The organism is Chryseobacterium sp. DT-167, from assembly GCF_058310155.1.
Map to the genome: position 1 here is coordinate 17,613 of NZ_JBZEEQ010000006.1, position 14,716 is coordinate 32,328.

Consider the following 14,716-nt stretch of genomic DNA (forward strand, 5'->3'; position numbering starts at 1 on the left):
CTAAAAAAGTTTGCTGTTTTTTTTATTTTATTTTATCTTTTTATTTTGAAAGCTTCTAAACCAGGGAAATAAGCTGTATCACCTAAAGCTTCTTCGATTCTCAACAGTTGGTTGTACTTCGCCATTCTGTCTGATCTTGAAGCAGAACCTGTCTTGATCTGACCGCAATTCATTGCTACTGCTAAATCAGCAATTGTAGAATCTTCGGTTTCTCCAGATCTGTGAGACATTACAGATGTAAACTTGTTGTGTTGAGCCATTTGCACTGCTGCCATTGTTTCAGAAAGAGAACCGATCTGGTTTACTTTAACCAAAATTGAATTAGCAATTCCCTCATCAACCCCTCTTTTTAATCTCTCAACATTGGTTACAAATAAATCATCCCCAACCAATTGTACTCTGTCACCGATTTTATCGGTTAACATTTTCCAACCTTCCCAGTCATTTTCCTGCATCCCATCTTCGATAGAGATAATTGGATATTTGTTTGCCAATTCAGCCAAGTAAGAAACCTGCTCACTGCTTGTAAACTGAGCTGCATCCGGAGTCTGGAATTTTCTGTAATCGTAAACTCCGTCTTTGTAGAATTCTGAAGCTGCGCAATCTAATGCAATCATTACATCATCACCTGGTTTGTAACCAGCTTTTTCAATAGCCTGAAGCAAAGTATCTAAAGCATCTTCAGTTCCTTTGAAAGTTGGTGCAAAACCACCTTCGTCACCTACCGCAGTAGAAAGACCTCTTGAATGAAGAATCGCTTTAAGGTTGTGAAAAATTTCAGTTCCTTTTCTCAATGCATGAGAGAAAGAATCTGCTTTTACCGGCATTACCATAAATTCCTGGAAAGCAATCGGCGCATCTGAGTGAGAACCCCCATTGATTACATTCATCATCGGAACAGGAAGTGTATTTGCATTTACACCACCGATATATTTGTATAACGGCATTTTTAGTTCAGCAGCAGCAGCTTTTGCAGCAGCTAAAGAAACACCAAGAATTGCGTTAGCACCAATATTTCCTTTATTTTTAGTTCCGTCTAAATCGATCATGATTTGGTCTAAAAGATTCTGATCATAAACAGGAAGACCCACTAACTCAGGAGCAATCACTTCTCTTACATTTTCTACAGCTTTAGAAACACCTTTTCCCATCCATTCAGAACCGCCATCACGCAATTCTACTGCTTCATGTTCTCCGGTAGATGCTCCAGAAGGTACGGCAGCACGACCCATCGCACCACTTTCTGTAAATACATCAACTTCCACTGTAGGATTCCCTCTTGAATCCAAAATCTGTCTCGCTTCTATGTAAGAAATGTAACTCATTTTTTGTTTATTTATAGTTTAGACAAATTTAATTAAAAAATAAGTTTTTTCGTTATTCGAAATATGGTAATTGATGTTTTTTGAGTTAAATTTTAGTTAATTTTAATAAATTCAAAATATAGTCTTTATTTAAAATAGATTATATGTAACTTATCTATTCACAACTAAAAACCGCCTCTATCATAAGAGGCGGTAATTTTTATTCCGGTAATGTATATCTGAACCTGAGCTGTGAGACAAAATCAGACGAATTATTATTATAATCTTTTATGAAACCTGCATTGAGATCAATCCAAAATCCTTTGCTAAGATTTGCTTCAGCTCCAAGATTTAGAAGAAGATTTGTTTTATCTCCTAGAAACTGATCGTATTTCAACTGCTCTTCAAAAAAGAATTTAATTCTGTTGCTGCCAAAATAATTCCTGTTTGAAATACTTACTGAATGATAATCTTTATCTAGCAAGTTATTAAGTTGATAATTTACACCCACTAAAACCTGAGCAAATTTCTTGATCCGTAAAGCATATGTACTCCAAACGGAGAAATTACGGAACGAAACATTTGATACTAAAGAATCCGAGGACTGACCTACGAAAGCAGCAGCAAAATCAAGCTTTTCTGCATTCCAATGATTATTTTTGTATTCTTCTCTTAACTTTTTAATTCTTTCTTCAAACTCATCATCTGTTTCGTTGAAATTATCCTGAACATATTTTTCCATCCTCAAACTATCTTCATGAGTCATACTAAAGATCTGAAGATTATTTACGTTTAAGAATTCTATTACGAGATCGGCTCGCTGTTTTGATTTTGCAACTGCAACTTTTTGCAGAAACTCTTCAAGACCTTCAGTATCTGTACGCAAATCCCCTTTGTTGATTACCGTAATTCTATATCCTAATGATATATTTCTTGTTTTCAATGAATCTTTAAGAGTTCCTAATGAAAAGCGTGATGTTTTCCATGCGTTATGTTTCCTGAATTGGCTTAAAGTCATGGTTTCAGTGTTCATAAGCAATATCGGGCTGACTTCAACACCGAAAGATGTTGGAATAATTAAATTTTTGCCATCAAAAAATTCGGATGCAACGAAAGAGAAGTCTTGAGTTAATGATGGTCTTAAAATATTGCTTGGTTCTGTTCCTAAAGCTTTAAAGGCAGGATTATCCGGAAGTGCAAAATTCAGTTTGTAATTTTTGACAAGACTATCGGAAGGATTCTGCGCAAATGTTAGCAAAGGAAACATTAATAATACGATGATAATTGTTTTCATTTTAAATCAGTTTTACCAATGTCATAAATTTTTTATGCTGTTTTGTAATTTTATCAGCAATCACTGCTTCGTCTATCATATTCCCTTTCTGAAATATCTGTAAACGAATTGTAAATTTCTTTTCTTCAACAGGATCATTTTCAGCAGGAACCACTGTGGTATTCAACATGATAACTCTGTTAACATTCATTTCTGCGGAATTGGGAAGAACACGCCAATCGTCATGATCGTACACGTTTGTTCCCGAATATCTGAAAATTACATTATTGCTGTTTTTCTCGAAAACATCCAAATGATATCCCGCTCCTACTAAACCTGTAGTTTTTACATTTACACTCACATTTCCATTTACTGGATTGATGTTAATTTCTTTTTTCATGATTTTAGAATTTTTTAGTTGAAAATATTGTTATTATCGGTTTGGTGAAGGCGCCAAAAGTCCATCTAATGCACCTATTGCGCCTGAAGATATTGCGGTAAAAATTGTTATCAATTGATTTTCGAGAGTGATTTTTCTCATGGAAATTAATACGAGTCCAATAATAATGGTAACTACTGCAACTCCAAGAGCAATCACAATAATTCGGTAGATCCAATAGTCTGTATCTTTTGGATTTTTCGTTTCAACATTTTTTATTGCTTCAATTGGATTTGCTTTAAATCTCTCTTGAAGATCATTGTTTTTTTGTAATTCGGTTTCTAAATCTTGAATACTGTCATTGTTAATTAAAGTTTTCATCGTTATTAGTTTTAAAGTTTATACTTCAAATTTCTAATAATTTATAACTCTAATCAATTACACAAAGGGGTGATTTTCAAAACAAAAAAAGCAGCATCATAAAAATGATGCTGCTTTAATACTTTTCAAAGGAGATTATAAGTTAATCTTGAATAAAATAGAAGTTCCTTTGTTTGTGGATGAAATTTCAAATGTTCCACGTGATTCTTTCATTCTACGATCCATATTCCGGAGACCGTTTCCTGAGGCTTTTTCTTGATCAAATCCTTTTCCGTTATCTGATATTTCCATAATCAAATATTTATTTTCCTGAATAAACGAAAGCTTTAGTTGATCTGCACCGCTATATTTATACGCATTGTTTAAAGCTTCTTTGATACATAGAAACATATTACGTCTTAATTCTGTTGAGATAGGTGTTTCCGAGATAATTTTATCTCTATCAAAAGTTAATATAATGTGTGTTTTTTTCAAAAAACTCTCCGCATAAATTTTAGCATATTCAACGAAACTTTCAACAGTATCGTTTCCTGAATTTAAGCTCCAAAGCATTTCACGCATAGAAATGTTCATTTCTTCGGATGTTTTCAGAAGTTCATTAATGTCGCTTATTAAATCTTCATCTTCTGCTTTTTGTTTTAAAAATTCTGCCTGAAGTTTTAATGCAGAAATTCCTGCTCCAAGATCGTCGTGCATGTCGTGGGAAATACGTTCACGTTCGAGTTCTATAGATTTTTGTTTTTCAAGTTCTTTTTGAAGGAGTTGGTTTTCGTATTCTGATTCTTGAAGTTGCTTTTCTTTGAGATATAAAAGTTGTTTACGGTTGTACATTAGAACAACAAATATGATGAATACAACGAAAAACATCATAACTGCTATGGCAACTATATATACTATTTTAATTTCTATTGGAAGATTTTTCATTGCTTACAAAATAAACTGCGAAAGAAAAGTGAATAAGTTATTATATTAATTATAGTAAACACATTGGAAATCTCATATAAAAATTTAGGATCCGTATTATTAAAATAATACATCGGTAAACCTCTGAAAATAAAAAACACTCCCCAAATTAATAATCCACTACTAATCCAAAATGCCATTTTATCGAAAATTTTCCCTTTAACTTCCTGATTAAGCAGATATGCAAACCACCCCATACTTCCAAAAATGTAGAATAAAGGAAGAAGTGCTATAGTAATTGAACTAAGTTGTGAAAAATTATTCCCAATCTGAAAGATTAATGTCAAGGAAAGAAAGATAAAAAAAACAATCGTCCAAACCTTTTTATAAAACCTGTCACTAAAGTTTTTTAAAAAGAAAAAATAAAAATAAATGTATGAAACAATAATAAAAACGAAAAATACATAATTAGAATTTATTAAAAACTTTTGCCTTATCTTAATTAAAAAAATATCAACAAAAAGAACCGCTGAAATATAAATGAAGAAATGAAAATTTAATTTTGTCTTTCCTTTTACACTCAGATAAACTGAATATAAGAACATAAGCAAAACTAAAGCTTCATATATTTTATTTAAAATTAACATTAATTTATGGACAGTTTGGAGGGCACAAAGAATTCATATCATAATCAGAGAGATTTTTAATTTCTATTCCCCAGTTACTATAAACATCCGTAAAAAAAGTAAAATAACCTGCTTGATCTATTTTTTTAGTTGTACTAGATTCTGTTAACTCTATTTTCATTGTTTCAGGATAGATAATTGAAAATAGACTGCTTGTTTTAATATCATTGATATATGTACTCAGTTCATTAATTCCTACTTTGGCATAGTCAGTATTTGTATCAGAATTTTTTACCAAATCATTTATTTCAGACTGTATATTTTTACTGTATGCCGACTTTAATAAGGCTAAATCATTATCTATTATATATTTTTTTCCTTTGTTATTAAATAAAAAGACATTCCCTATTCTATTAGAATTTTTATCTACATATTCAAAAGCAATCCATAATTTATTTTCGTATTGTTTAAATTGTGCATCGTTTACCTTTGTAATAAAAGCAGGCGTTATTTGAACAAAATGTACTCTTAAGGTATCTGTAATTTCATAATTCAGCTTTTCATCCATAATTGTGGTGAAAGAACTTATAGGAAATTCAATCTGTTTTGTGAATGAGGATATTTTTTCTGATGTCCTTCCTGAAGCTAAATATCTTTTTTTCATATCATTCAATATTTCTGGAGGTGTCTTATATAGAGAAGGCTTAACTACCGTATGATATTGAAACACGCTAACTACAAATATTGATGACAATACACCTAATAAGATCAAAAATGGTATTAAATTTTTTTTCTTCATAATTTCTTAGTTTTTAAAATGGTTAAATTTATTAATAGCCTCCACTTTATTGTTTACGTGAAGTTTTCTGTAGATATTTCCGACGTGCTTTTTTACGGTATCAATGCTTATACATATCTTATCAGCAATTTCTTTATAGAGAAGACCTTGAGATAGAAGTTCTACAATTTCTGTTTCGCGTTTTGTAAGCTCTTCAAAATCTTTTACTTCAATTGTTTTTCTTTCAAAATGAGTTAAAACTCTTCTTGCTATTGAAAAACTCATAGGAGCGCCTCCGTTGTAAACGTCGCGGATTGATGATAGAATTTTATCCATACTTTCGCCTTTGATCAAATATCCCATTGCACCGGCTTTGAGAGAATTGAAAATCATTTCGTCATTCTCAAAGCTTGTACACATGATGAATTGAGTTGTGGACATATCTTTTTTCAACTTTCCGATAATGTCAATTCCCAGCATATCCTGAAGTTGGATATCCATCATAACTACATCGGGAGAAAGGGTAGATAAATTCTTGAGAGCAGCATTTCCATCAAAGAACTGTGCGATCACCTCCATATCGGTTTGGTAATCGATCACTTTCTTCAACGCATTGTTGTAGTTTTTTTCGTCTTCTACTATGGCTATGGAAATGCTCATGTTTATTGATTTCGTTAAGACAAATTTCAACAGAAAACAAAGAGTAAACAATTACACTTTTGTGTAATTTTAAAATTTGAGTTAACAGTTATTGGTTTGTTTTTTGTTTTTATTAAATTTAATGAAAATTCTATATATAGAAGATTAATTTAAATTAATAATTTCAAAAATAAACTCAATGAAAAAAGGAATTCTTATTGCTGCAACTTCTGTAGCCTTATTTTTAATAAGCTGCAAAAAAAATGAGAGTGGAAATAAAGGCATTGTAAAAGGTGATTCTTCAGAGCAAATCATTCTTGCAGACAACGGAAAAGTAGATTCTACGATCGGATACAATGTAGATGTAAACGGTAAAAAGACCATCAAAACAGATTATGTTTATAAAGCTACTGACGGATCATTAGTAAAAGTTGTTTATAATTATGACCCTAAAGAAAGTAATGTTTCGATTACGAGCAACAAAAAGACATTTGTTCTGGATAAAGTAAAATCAACCGGCACTGAAACTAGTTATGAAAAAGCAGAGATGAAGGCAACAGTAAAAGGAGACAGCCTGATTCTTCATCAGGGTGACAACATAATAGAATTGGTAAAAACCAAAATATAAAACACAAAAAAACCGCTCAGAATCTGAGCGGTTTTTTATATATCTGAAGAATATTATTCACCAGCTTTTTCTTCAGTAGAATCAGTTGCTTCTGCCTTTGGCTCTTCAACTTTTTCTTCTACTGCCGGAGCTTCAGCAACTACAGCTTCTTTTTTAGTAGCTGTTGTAGATCTTCTGCTTCTTCTTGTCGTCTTTTTCTCCTCAGCATTAGGATTATAAAGCTCATTGAAATCAACTAACTCGATCAAAGCAGTATCTGCAGCATCACCAGGTCTGAAACCAGTCTTGATGATTCTCGTGTAACCACCGTTTCTTTCAGCGATTTTCGGAGCTACAGTTCTGAATAATTCAGTAACCGCTTCTTTACTTTGAAGATATGAAAAAACAATTCTTCTGTTGTGTGTAGTATCTTCTTTTGCTTTTGTTAATAGGGGCTCAACATATACTCTTAAAGCTTTAGCTTTAGCTACAGTAGTGTTGATTCTTTTATGCTCAATCAGAGAACAAGCCATATTAGAAAGTAACGCGCTTCTGTGAGAAGCTGTTCTTCCTAAGTGATTGAATTTTTTACCGTGTCTCATTATTATTTAATTATCAGCGTCTAATTTATATTTTGCAACGTCGAAACCGAAGTTAAGACCTTTTGAATGCACTAATTCTTCTAGTTCTGTCAAAGATTTTTTACCAAAATTTCTGAATTTCATCAAATCAGACTTACTGTAAGAAACCAATTCTCCCAATGTTTCAACTTCAGCCGCCTTCAGACAGTTCAGGGCTCTTACAGAAAGATCCATATCTGCTAATTTAGACTTAAGGAGTTGTCTTGTGTGAAGAGTTTCCTCATCGTATTGGATAGATGCCTTTACAGCTTCAGTTTCTAGAGTGATTCTCTCATCAGAGAATAACATGAAGTGATAAATCAATATCTTAGAAGCTTCAGTCAAAGCATTCTGAGGGCTTATAGAACCGTCAGTTTCAATATCTAATACTAATTTTTCGTAGTCTGTTTTTTGCTCTACACGATAATTTTCAATGCTGTACTGCACTTTTTTGATCGGCGTAAAAATAGAGTCGATAGCAATAGTTCCTACAGGAGCATTGTTTGACTTGTTTTGGTCAGAAGGTACATACCCTCTTCCTTTTTCTATATTAAACGTGATTTCGAAAGTTACATCTGAGTTTAGGTTACAGATCAACAATTCTGGATTAAGAATCTCAAAACCATTGATTGATTTGCCTAAATCACCAGCAGTAATTACAGTTTGACCGGAAACTTTAGCAACAACCTGTTCGTTAGTCTGGTTTTCTGCCGTAGCTTTTAATCTTACCTGCTTAAGGTTAAGAATAATTTCGGTAACGTCTTCTATTACTCCTGGAATCGTTGAAAATTCGTGCTCTACACCTTCTATTTTGATAGATGAAATAGCGTATCCTTCCAGAGAAGAAAGCAACACTCTTCTCAAAGCATTACCGATTGTAAGCCCGAAACCTGGTTCTAGAGGTCTGAATTCGAATTGACCTTTAAATTCATCAGAGTTAAGTAGAATTACTTTATCGGGTTTTATGAATTGTAAAATTGCCATATTATTGGGTTGAGCAAAAATTTGATTAAAAAATTATTTAGAGTAAAGTTCGACGATAAGCTGTTCCTTGATGTCTTCCGGGATTTGGATTCTCTCAGGAGCAGATACGAAAGTACCTTGCTTTTTCTCATCGTTGAATTGTAACCACTCGTAGTTTGCTTTAGAAGCTAAAGAATCAGTAATTACTTCAAGAGATTTTGATTTCTCTCTTACAGCGATTACATCACCTGCTTTTACCAAATAAGAAGGGATGTTAAGAATCTCACCATTCACTGTGATGTGTCTGTGAGAAGTCAACTGTCTTGCACCAGCTCTGGTTTTAGCAAAACCTAATCTGTATACAACGTTATCCAATCTTGATTCGCAAAGCTGTAATAAAACTTCCCCGGTTACACCTTTACTTCTGTGTGCTTTTTCAAATAAGTTAGCAAACTGTCTTTCTAAAATACCATAAGTATATTTAGCTTTTTGCTTTTCAGCTAGCTGAACTGCGTATTCTGATTTTTTAGCACCTCTTCTTTTGTTAGGACCGTGTTGTCCTGGCGGTTGGTTTTTTCTTTTCTCGAAGTTTTTATCATCTCCGTAGATTGCAGCGCCAAACTTTCTAGCAATCTTAGTTTTAGGTCCAATATATCTTGCCATAATGGGTAAATTCTAAAAATTAAACTCTTCTTCTTTTTGGTGGTCTACATCCATTGTGTGGCATAGGAGTAACGTCAATAATTTCGCTAACCTCGATACCTGAATTGTGAATAGTTCTGATAGCAGATTCTCTACCTGCACCCGGACCTTTCACATACACCTTTACTCTTCTTAAACCAGCTTCGTGAGCTACATTAGAGCAATTCTCAGCTGCCATTTGAGCAGCAAAAGGAGTGTTCTTTTTAGAACCTCTGAACCCCATTTTACCGGCAGATGCCCAAGAGATAACTTCTCCGTTTTTATTTGTTAAAGAAATGATGATGTTATTGAAAGAAGCCTGAATATGCGCTTCACCAATAGCTTCAACTTTTACTTTTCTTTTTTTAACTACTTTAGTTTGTTTTGCCATAATTCCTAACGATTATTTACTTGCTTTTTTCTTGTTAGCAACTGTTTTTCTCTTTCCTTTACGGGTTCTCGAGTTGTTTTTCGTTCTCTGGCCTCTTAAAGGTAGTCCTAGTCTGTGACGTATTCCTCGTTGGCATCCTATGTCCATTAATCGCTTAATGTTCAATTGCACTTCAGATCTAAGCTCACCTTCTACTTTAATGTTTTCAGTGATGTAATTTCTGATTGCAGCCAATTCATCGTCATTCCATTCGTTGACTTTCTTGTCTTCGCTGATACCGGCGTTCTTAAGGATTTCAGAAGATGTGCTTCTTCCAATTCCGTAGATGTAAGTTAAACCGATAACACCTCTTTTGTTTTTTGGTAAATCAATACCTGAAATTCTCGCCATAATTTAGCCTTGTCTTTGTTTAAATTTTGGGTTCTTCTTGTTGATTACAAACAGAACGCCTTTTCTGCGAACGATTTTGCAATCAGCACTTCTTTTTTTAATTGATGCTCTAACTTTCATTTGAAATATTTATTTTTTTTCTATAATTAAACATAATCTTCCGATTACATTTAAAATATATTTATTTTTAACAATAGCCAAATGGAGATCAGAAGATTCCATTTGGCAGTTGTTTAATATCTAAATGTAATTCTCCCTTTTGTCAAATCGTAAGGAGACATTTCTAGTTTTACCTTATCACCAGGTAAAAGTTTAATATAATGCATTCTCATTTTACCAGAAATATGAGCGATAAGTATATGCCCATTTTCTAGCTCTACACGGAACTGGGCGTTCGAAAGTGCTTCCGTAATAACGCCATCCTGTTCAATATGTTTCTGTTTTGCCATAAATTAATATCCAGTCGATCTTGATAGTTTAGACTGCATTAAGCCATCATAATGATGATTCAGCAGATAAGTGTTAATCTGTTGAACAGTATCTAATACCACCCCAACCATAATTAGCAACGAAGTTCCCCCAAAAAATAAGGCAAACGCATCTGTCTGAACAAGACTTCCATGCACTATTGCCGGAAGGACTGCAAAGATAGATAAAAATATTGCACCCGGCAAGGTAATTTTTGATAAAATGTCATCTAAATAATCAGCTGTCTCTTTACCCGGTCTTACCTTTGGTACCAAACCTCCGTTTCTCTTTAAATCATCAGCCATTTGGTTCACCGGAATTGTAATTGCGGTATAGAAAAATGAAAAGATAATAATTAATAGTGCGAACAATACATTGTACTGCCAGCTAAAAACATTTTTGAAACCTGCAAGAAAAGTATTAGACTCATCAAATTTTGTCAATAAGCCCGGTACAAACATTAATGCCTGAGCAAAAATGATCGGCATAACTCCGGCCGCATTTACTTTTAATGGAATCCACTGTCTTGCTCCCTGCATAAGATTTTTATTTACACCTCCTCTTGCCTGAGCTCTGCTTACATACTGAATAGGGATTTTTCTTACCGCAACAGATAACACTACTGCTAAAAGAACCACCAACATCCAGAATATTACTTCAACCATAATCATGATTGATCCTAATCCTCCTTTTCCGTTCTGTACTGCGATTTCCTGTACAAATGCTTCCGGTAATCTAGATAAAATACCTACCATAATAAGGATAGAAATACCATTTCCAATACCTTTATCGGTAATTTTTTCACCTAACCACATTGCAAATACAGAGCCTGCAACCAAGATTACAATACTTGGTAACCAGAACATGATAGAGTTTGGATCTACAAAATATGCAGACTGGAACTGAGCATACGGTAAGAATAACTGAGTAATAGAAGTTAAATAAGAAGGTGCCTGTACAAGACAAACCCCAATCGTTAACCATCTGGTAATCTGATTCAATGTATTTCTACCGGACTCTCCGTCTTTTTGAAGTTTCTGAAGATAAGGAATTGCCATCCCCATCAACTGAACAATAATAGAAGCAGAAATGTAAGGCATGATACCTAACGCCATCACGGAAGCGTGGCTGAAAGCCCCACCCGTAAACGACGAAAGCAAGCCAAGGAGACCTGCTCCTTGCTTGTTACCGCCTTGATTTTTATAATGCTCTAAGAGATCTCCTACTTCTGCAAGATTAATCGCAGGTAAAGAGATGAAAGATGCGAATCTATACACAAGGATAATACCTAAAGTGAAGAGAATTTTATCTCTTAATTCTTTAAGGCTCCAAATATTCTTAAGGGTTTGTATAAATTCTTTCATTAGTAATATTATAAGGTAATTGCTTTTCCACCTACTTTAGAGATTAGCTCTTCAGCAGATTTAGTGAATTTGTCAGCAGAAATTGAAACCGCAGATTTCAATTCTCCTCTACCCATAATTTTCACTATTTCGTTCTTAGTAGCCAAACCGTTCTGTACCAAAACTTCTTTTGTAATATCTCCTGTTAAAGATTTAGTATCAATTAAGTTTTGAATATCATCCAGGTTGATTGCTCTATACTCTTTTCTGTTTACGTTTTTGAAACCGAATTTAGGTAATCTTCTTTGTAAAGGCATCTGTCCACCTTCGAAACCGATTTTCTGAGAATAACCAGCTCTTGCTTTCTGACCCTTGTGACCTTTTGTAGATGTACCACCTTTTCCACTACCTTGTCCTCTACCAATTCTTTTTGAACTAAAAGTAGAACCTGCAGCAGGTCTTATGTTGTTTAAATTCATTTTAAAATTATTTTAAAAATTATTTTTGAACTTCAAGTAAGTGACTAACTGCAGCTATCATTCCTAAAATAGAAGGCGTAGCTTCGTGCTCTACAACTTGGTGAAGTTTCTTAAATCCTAATGCTTCAAGCGTTCTCTTTTGGGTTTTTGTTCTACCAATAGCGCTTCTTACTTGTTTTACTTTAATTGTTGCCATTGTATATTTATTAACCGTTAAACACTTTACTTAGAGAAACTCCTCTCATTCTTGCAATTTCTTCTGGTCTTCTGATGTCTAACAATGCTTTGAAAGTTGCCTTTACCACATTGTGAGGGTTTGAAGATCCTTTAGATTTTGAAAGGATATCGTGAATACCAGCTGACTCTAATACCGCTCTTACCGCACCACCGGCGATAAGACCTGTACCGTGAGAAGCAGGTCTCAGGAAGATATCTGCACCACCATATCTTGCAGCAGTCTGGTGAGGAATTGTATGGTTCATTACAGGAACTTTTACTAAGTTTTTCTTAGCATCTTCTACTGCCTTAGCAATAGCAGAAGCAACTTCCTTAGATTTTCCCAAACCAAAACCGATAGTACCAGCTTCGTCTCCTACAACAACAATTGCAGAAAATCCGAAAGCTCTACCCCCTTTAGTTACTTTTGTTACCCTGTTTACGGATACGAGACGATCTTTTAATTCTAATCCTCCCGGTTTTACTCTTTCTATATTATCTAGTCCTAACATATTTTCCGAAATTTAATGATTAGAATTTAAGTCCTCCTTCTCTCGCACCATCAGCCAGAGCCTTCACTCTACCGTGGTATACGAAACCGTTTCTATCAAATACAATAGCTTCAATTCCAGCAGCAATAGCTTTGGCAGCGATAGCTTTACCTACAGCAGCAGAAATTTCACTTTTAGTACCTTTAGCATCTACACCTTTTTCTCTTGAAGAAGCTGAAGCCAAAGTTTTACCATCTTTATCGTCTATTAACTGAGCGTAAATTTCCTTATTACTCTTGTATACAGATAATCTTGGCAATTCAGAAGATCCAGAGATTTTCCCTCTTACTCTTCTTTTTATTCTTATTCTTTTTTCTAATTTACTTAGTGCCATTTTCTTAAAATTTATTAAGCAGATTTACCAGCTTTACGTCTAACATTTTCTCCTACGAATCTTACACCTTTTCCTTTGTATGGCTCAGGCTTTCTGAATGAACGGATCTTTGCAGAAACCATTCCTAGAAGTTGCTTGTCATGAGACGTTAAAGTAATAATTGGGTTTTTACCTTTTTCAGTCAATGTATCAATTGTCACTTCTTTTGGAAGTTCTAAAACGATACCGTGAGAGAAACCTAAAGCCAACTCAAGTTTTTGACCTGAGTGAGAAGCTCTGTATCCTACTCCCACTAATTCCAACTTTTTAGTGAAACCTTCAGCAGTTCCAATAATCATGTTGTTGATCAACGCTCGGTACAAACCGTGAAGCGCTCTGTGTTGTTTAGAATCAGATGGTCTGCTGAATGTAAGCACTCCATCTTCTTGTTCTAAAGTAATTCCTTCTGTAAGCTCCTGAGTCAATTCTCCTTTAGGACCTTTTACAGTTACTACGCCATCTTTCTCAGTGACAGTAACTCCAGCTGGAATTGTTATAATTGCTTTACCAATTCTTGACATTTTCCTTTGATTAAAAATTAATAAACATAGCAGATTACTTCACCGCCTACTTTTTCTTCTCTAGCTTTCTTATCTGTCATTACTCCTCTTGAAGTTGAGATAATCGCTACACCCAAACCGTTCAGTACTCTTGGAAGTTCCGCAGAACCTTTGTACTGTCTCAGACCTGGTCTTGAAGCTCTCTGGATAGATTTGATGGCAGGCTTGTTTGTTTGCTTGTCGTACTTAAGAGCGATTTTGATAGTCCCCTGAACAGCGTTATCTTCAAACTTGTAGTTTAAGATATACCCTTGATCAAATAAGATTTTCGTAAGCTCCTTTTTGATTTTCGATGCAGGAATTTCCACCACTTTGTGGCCTGCGCTTTGTGCGTTCCTTACTCTTGTTAGGAAATCTGAAATTGGATCTGTTACCATTTTTCTATTTTAAATTATTGGTTAAAGACAACCAGTATTGAAGGGACTTAAAGATTAAAATATCAGACGTCAGAAAACTTCGGTCTGATATTTTTATTTTTAGTATCCAGACAACTTAATTGTCCCGGTTTTAATTAGTAATTATTACCAACTAGCTTTTTTCACTCCAGGGATAAGACCGTTGTTGGCCATTTCTCTAAAAGTAACTCTGGAAATACCAAAGGTTCTCATGTAACCTCTTGGTCTCCCTGTCAATTTACATCTGTTGTGTAGTCTAACAGGAGAAGCGTTTTTAGGTAATTTTTGAAGTCCTTCGTAATCACCAGCTTCTTTAAGAGCTTTTCTTTTCTCAGCGTATTTAGCTACAGTAGCTTCTCTTTTGCGCTCACGCGCTTTCATTGATTCTTTAGCCAT

At 34.2% G+C, this 14,716-nt stretch carries 23 protein-coding genes; 1 reads left to right on the plus strand and 22 read right to left on the minus strand.

The features are described 5' to 3' along the window. Window positions 1-32 precede the first annotated feature (32 nt). From eno to AC4FQ5_RS09530, 7 genes are all read right to left on the minus strand, one after another. Complete coding sequence (gene eno, locus AC4FQ5_RS09500; protein ID WP_491142761.1) at window positions 33-1,325, minus strand: phosphopyruvate hydratase; 1,293 nt, start codon at window positions 1,323-1,325, stop codon at window positions 33-35. A 199-nt stretch (window positions 1,326-1,524) separates the two neighbouring features. Then, window positions 1,525-2,598, minus strand: a complete 1,074-nt coding sequence (locus AC4FQ5_RS09505; protein WP_491142762.1) for a hypothetical protein — start codon at window positions 2,596-2,598, stop codon at window positions 1,525-1,527. 1 nt (window position 2,599) lies between these two features. Beyond that, on the minus strand, window positions 2,600-2,977 hold the full coding sequence (locus AC4FQ5_RS09510; protein ID WP_491142763.1) for a hypothetical protein: 378 nt from the start codon (window positions 2,975-2,977) through the stop codon (window positions 2,600-2,602). A 33-nt stretch (window positions 2,978-3,010) separates the two neighbouring features. After that, a complete protein-coding gene (locus AC4FQ5_RS09515; protein ID WP_491142765.1) occupies window positions 3,011-3,337 on the minus strand; it encodes a hypothetical protein in 327 nt (108 codons plus the stop codon). Window positions 3,338-3,472: 135 nt separating this feature from the next. Continuing rightward, a complete protein-coding gene (locus AC4FQ5_RS09520; protein WP_491142767.1) occupies window positions 3,473-4,261 on the minus strand; it encodes a sensor histidine kinase in 789 nt (262 codons plus the stop codon). Window positions 4,262-4,891: 630 nt separating this feature from the next. After that, window positions 4,892-5,665 carry a hypothetical protein gene (locus AC4FQ5_RS09525; RefSeq protein ID WP_491142769.1) on the minus strand — a complete coding sequence of 258 codons (774 nt, stop codon included), beginning with the start codon at window positions 5,663-5,665 and terminating at the stop codon, window positions 4,892-4,894. Window positions 5,666-5,671: 6 nt separating this feature from the next. Continuing rightward, window positions 5,672-6,304, minus strand: a complete 633-nt coding sequence (locus tag AC4FQ5_RS09530; RefSeq protein ID WP_491142771.1) for a response regulator — start codon at window positions 6,302-6,304, stop codon at window positions 5,672-5,674. Between the two features lie 178 nt (window positions 6,305-6,482). On the opposite strand from AC4FQ5_RS09530, the gene AC4FQ5_RS09535 reads away from it, so the two are divergent. Continuing rightward, window positions 6,483-6,911: a hypothetical protein gene (locus tag AC4FQ5_RS09535; protein WP_491142773.1), complete on the plus strand. Its 429-nt coding sequence runs from the start codon at window positions 6,483-6,485 to the stop codon at window positions 6,909-6,911. 53 nt (window positions 6,912-6,964) lie between these two features. Here the strand turns inward: AC4FQ5_RS09535 and rplQ are convergent, their stop codons facing one another. From rplQ to rpsN, 15 genes are all read right to left on the minus strand, one after another. After that, window positions 6,965-7,492, minus strand: coding sequence for a 50S ribosomal protein L17 (rplQ, locus tag AC4FQ5_RS09540; RefSeq protein WP_491142775.1), 528 nt, complete (start codon window positions 7,490-7,492; stop codon window positions 6,965-6,967). A gap of 6 nt (window positions 7,493-7,498) precedes the next feature. Further along, entirely contained in the window at window positions 7,499-8,494 is a 996-nt protein-coding gene (locus AC4FQ5_RS09545) for a DNA-directed RNA polymerase subunit alpha (RefSeq protein WP_491142777.1), read from the minus strand. Window positions 8,495-8,527: 33 nt separating this feature from the next. Next, window positions 8,528-9,136, minus strand: a complete 609-nt coding sequence (rpsD, locus tag AC4FQ5_RS09550) for a 30S ribosomal protein S4 (protein ID WP_050378500.1) — start codon at window positions 9,134-9,136, stop codon at window positions 8,528-8,530. A 19-nt stretch (window positions 9,137-9,155) separates the two neighbouring features. Beyond that, window positions 9,156-9,545, minus strand: coding sequence for a 30S ribosomal protein S11 (rpsK, locus tag AC4FQ5_RS09555; RefSeq protein WP_050378499.1), 390 nt, complete (start codon window positions 9,543-9,545; stop codon window positions 9,156-9,158). A 12-nt stretch (window positions 9,546-9,557) separates the two neighbouring features. After that, window positions 9,558-9,935 (minus strand): 30S ribosomal protein S13, encoded by a 378-nt coding sequence (gene rpsM, locus AC4FQ5_RS09560; protein WP_050378498.1) that lies wholly within the window; start codon window positions 9,933-9,935, stop codon window positions 9,558-9,560. Window positions 9,936-9,938: 3 nt separating this feature from the next. After that, entirely contained in the window at window positions 9,939-10,055 is a 117-nt protein-coding gene (gene rpmJ, locus AC4FQ5_RS09565; RefSeq protein WP_007839480.1) for a 50S ribosomal protein L36, read from the minus strand. A gap of 113 nt (window positions 10,056-10,168) precedes the next feature. Next, window positions 10,169-10,384, minus strand: coding sequence for a translation initiation factor IF-1 (gene infA / locus AC4FQ5_RS09570; RefSeq protein WP_034684855.1), 216 nt, complete (start codon window positions 10,382-10,384; stop codon window positions 10,169-10,171). Between the two features lie 3 nt (window positions 10,385-10,387). After that, on the minus strand, window positions 10,388-11,767 hold the full coding sequence (gene secY / locus AC4FQ5_RS09575; RefSeq protein WP_491142787.1) for a preprotein translocase subunit SecY: 1,380 nt from the start codon (window positions 11,765-11,767) through the stop codon (window positions 10,388-10,390). Between the two features lie 8 nt (window positions 11,768-11,775). After that, a complete protein-coding gene (rplO, locus tag AC4FQ5_RS09580) occupies window positions 11,776-12,225 on the minus strand; it encodes a 50S ribosomal protein L15 (RefSeq protein ID WP_491142789.1) in 450 nt (149 codons plus the stop codon). Window positions 12,226-12,244: 19 nt separating this feature from the next. Next, window positions 12,245-12,421, minus strand: coding sequence for a 50S ribosomal protein L30 (rpmD, locus tag AC4FQ5_RS09585; protein WP_007839493.1), 177 nt, complete (start codon window positions 12,419-12,421; stop codon window positions 12,245-12,247). Between the two features lie 10 nt (window positions 12,422-12,431). Next, window positions 12,432-12,953: a 30S ribosomal protein S5 gene (gene rpsE, locus AC4FQ5_RS09590; RefSeq protein WP_491142792.1), complete on the minus strand. Its 522-nt coding sequence runs from the start codon at window positions 12,951-12,953 to the stop codon at window positions 12,432-12,434. 19 nt (window positions 12,954-12,972) lie between these two features. Next, on the minus strand, window positions 12,973-13,326 hold the full coding sequence (gene rplR, locus AC4FQ5_RS09595) for a 50S ribosomal protein L18 (RefSeq protein ID WP_047442251.1): 354 nt from the start codon (window positions 13,324-13,326) through the stop codon (window positions 12,973-12,975). Window positions 13,327-13,340: 14 nt separating this feature from the next. Continuing rightward, complete coding sequence (gene rplF / locus AC4FQ5_RS09600; protein ID WP_491142794.1) at window positions 13,341-13,886, minus strand: 50S ribosomal protein L6; 546 nt, start codon at window positions 13,884-13,886, stop codon at window positions 13,341-13,343. Window positions 13,887-13,903: 17 nt separating this feature from the next. Next, entirely contained in the window at window positions 13,904-14,302 is a 399-nt protein-coding gene (gene rpsH / locus AC4FQ5_RS09605) for a 30S ribosomal protein S8 (RefSeq protein ID WP_047442253.1), read from the minus strand. Between the two features lie 144 nt (window positions 14,303-14,446). Beyond that, window positions 14,447-14,716 carry a 30S ribosomal protein S14 gene (gene rpsN, locus AC4FQ5_RS09610; protein WP_047442254.1) on the minus strand — a complete coding sequence of 90 codons (270 nt, stop codon included), beginning with the start codon at window positions 14,714-14,716 and terminating at the stop codon, window positions 14,447-14,449.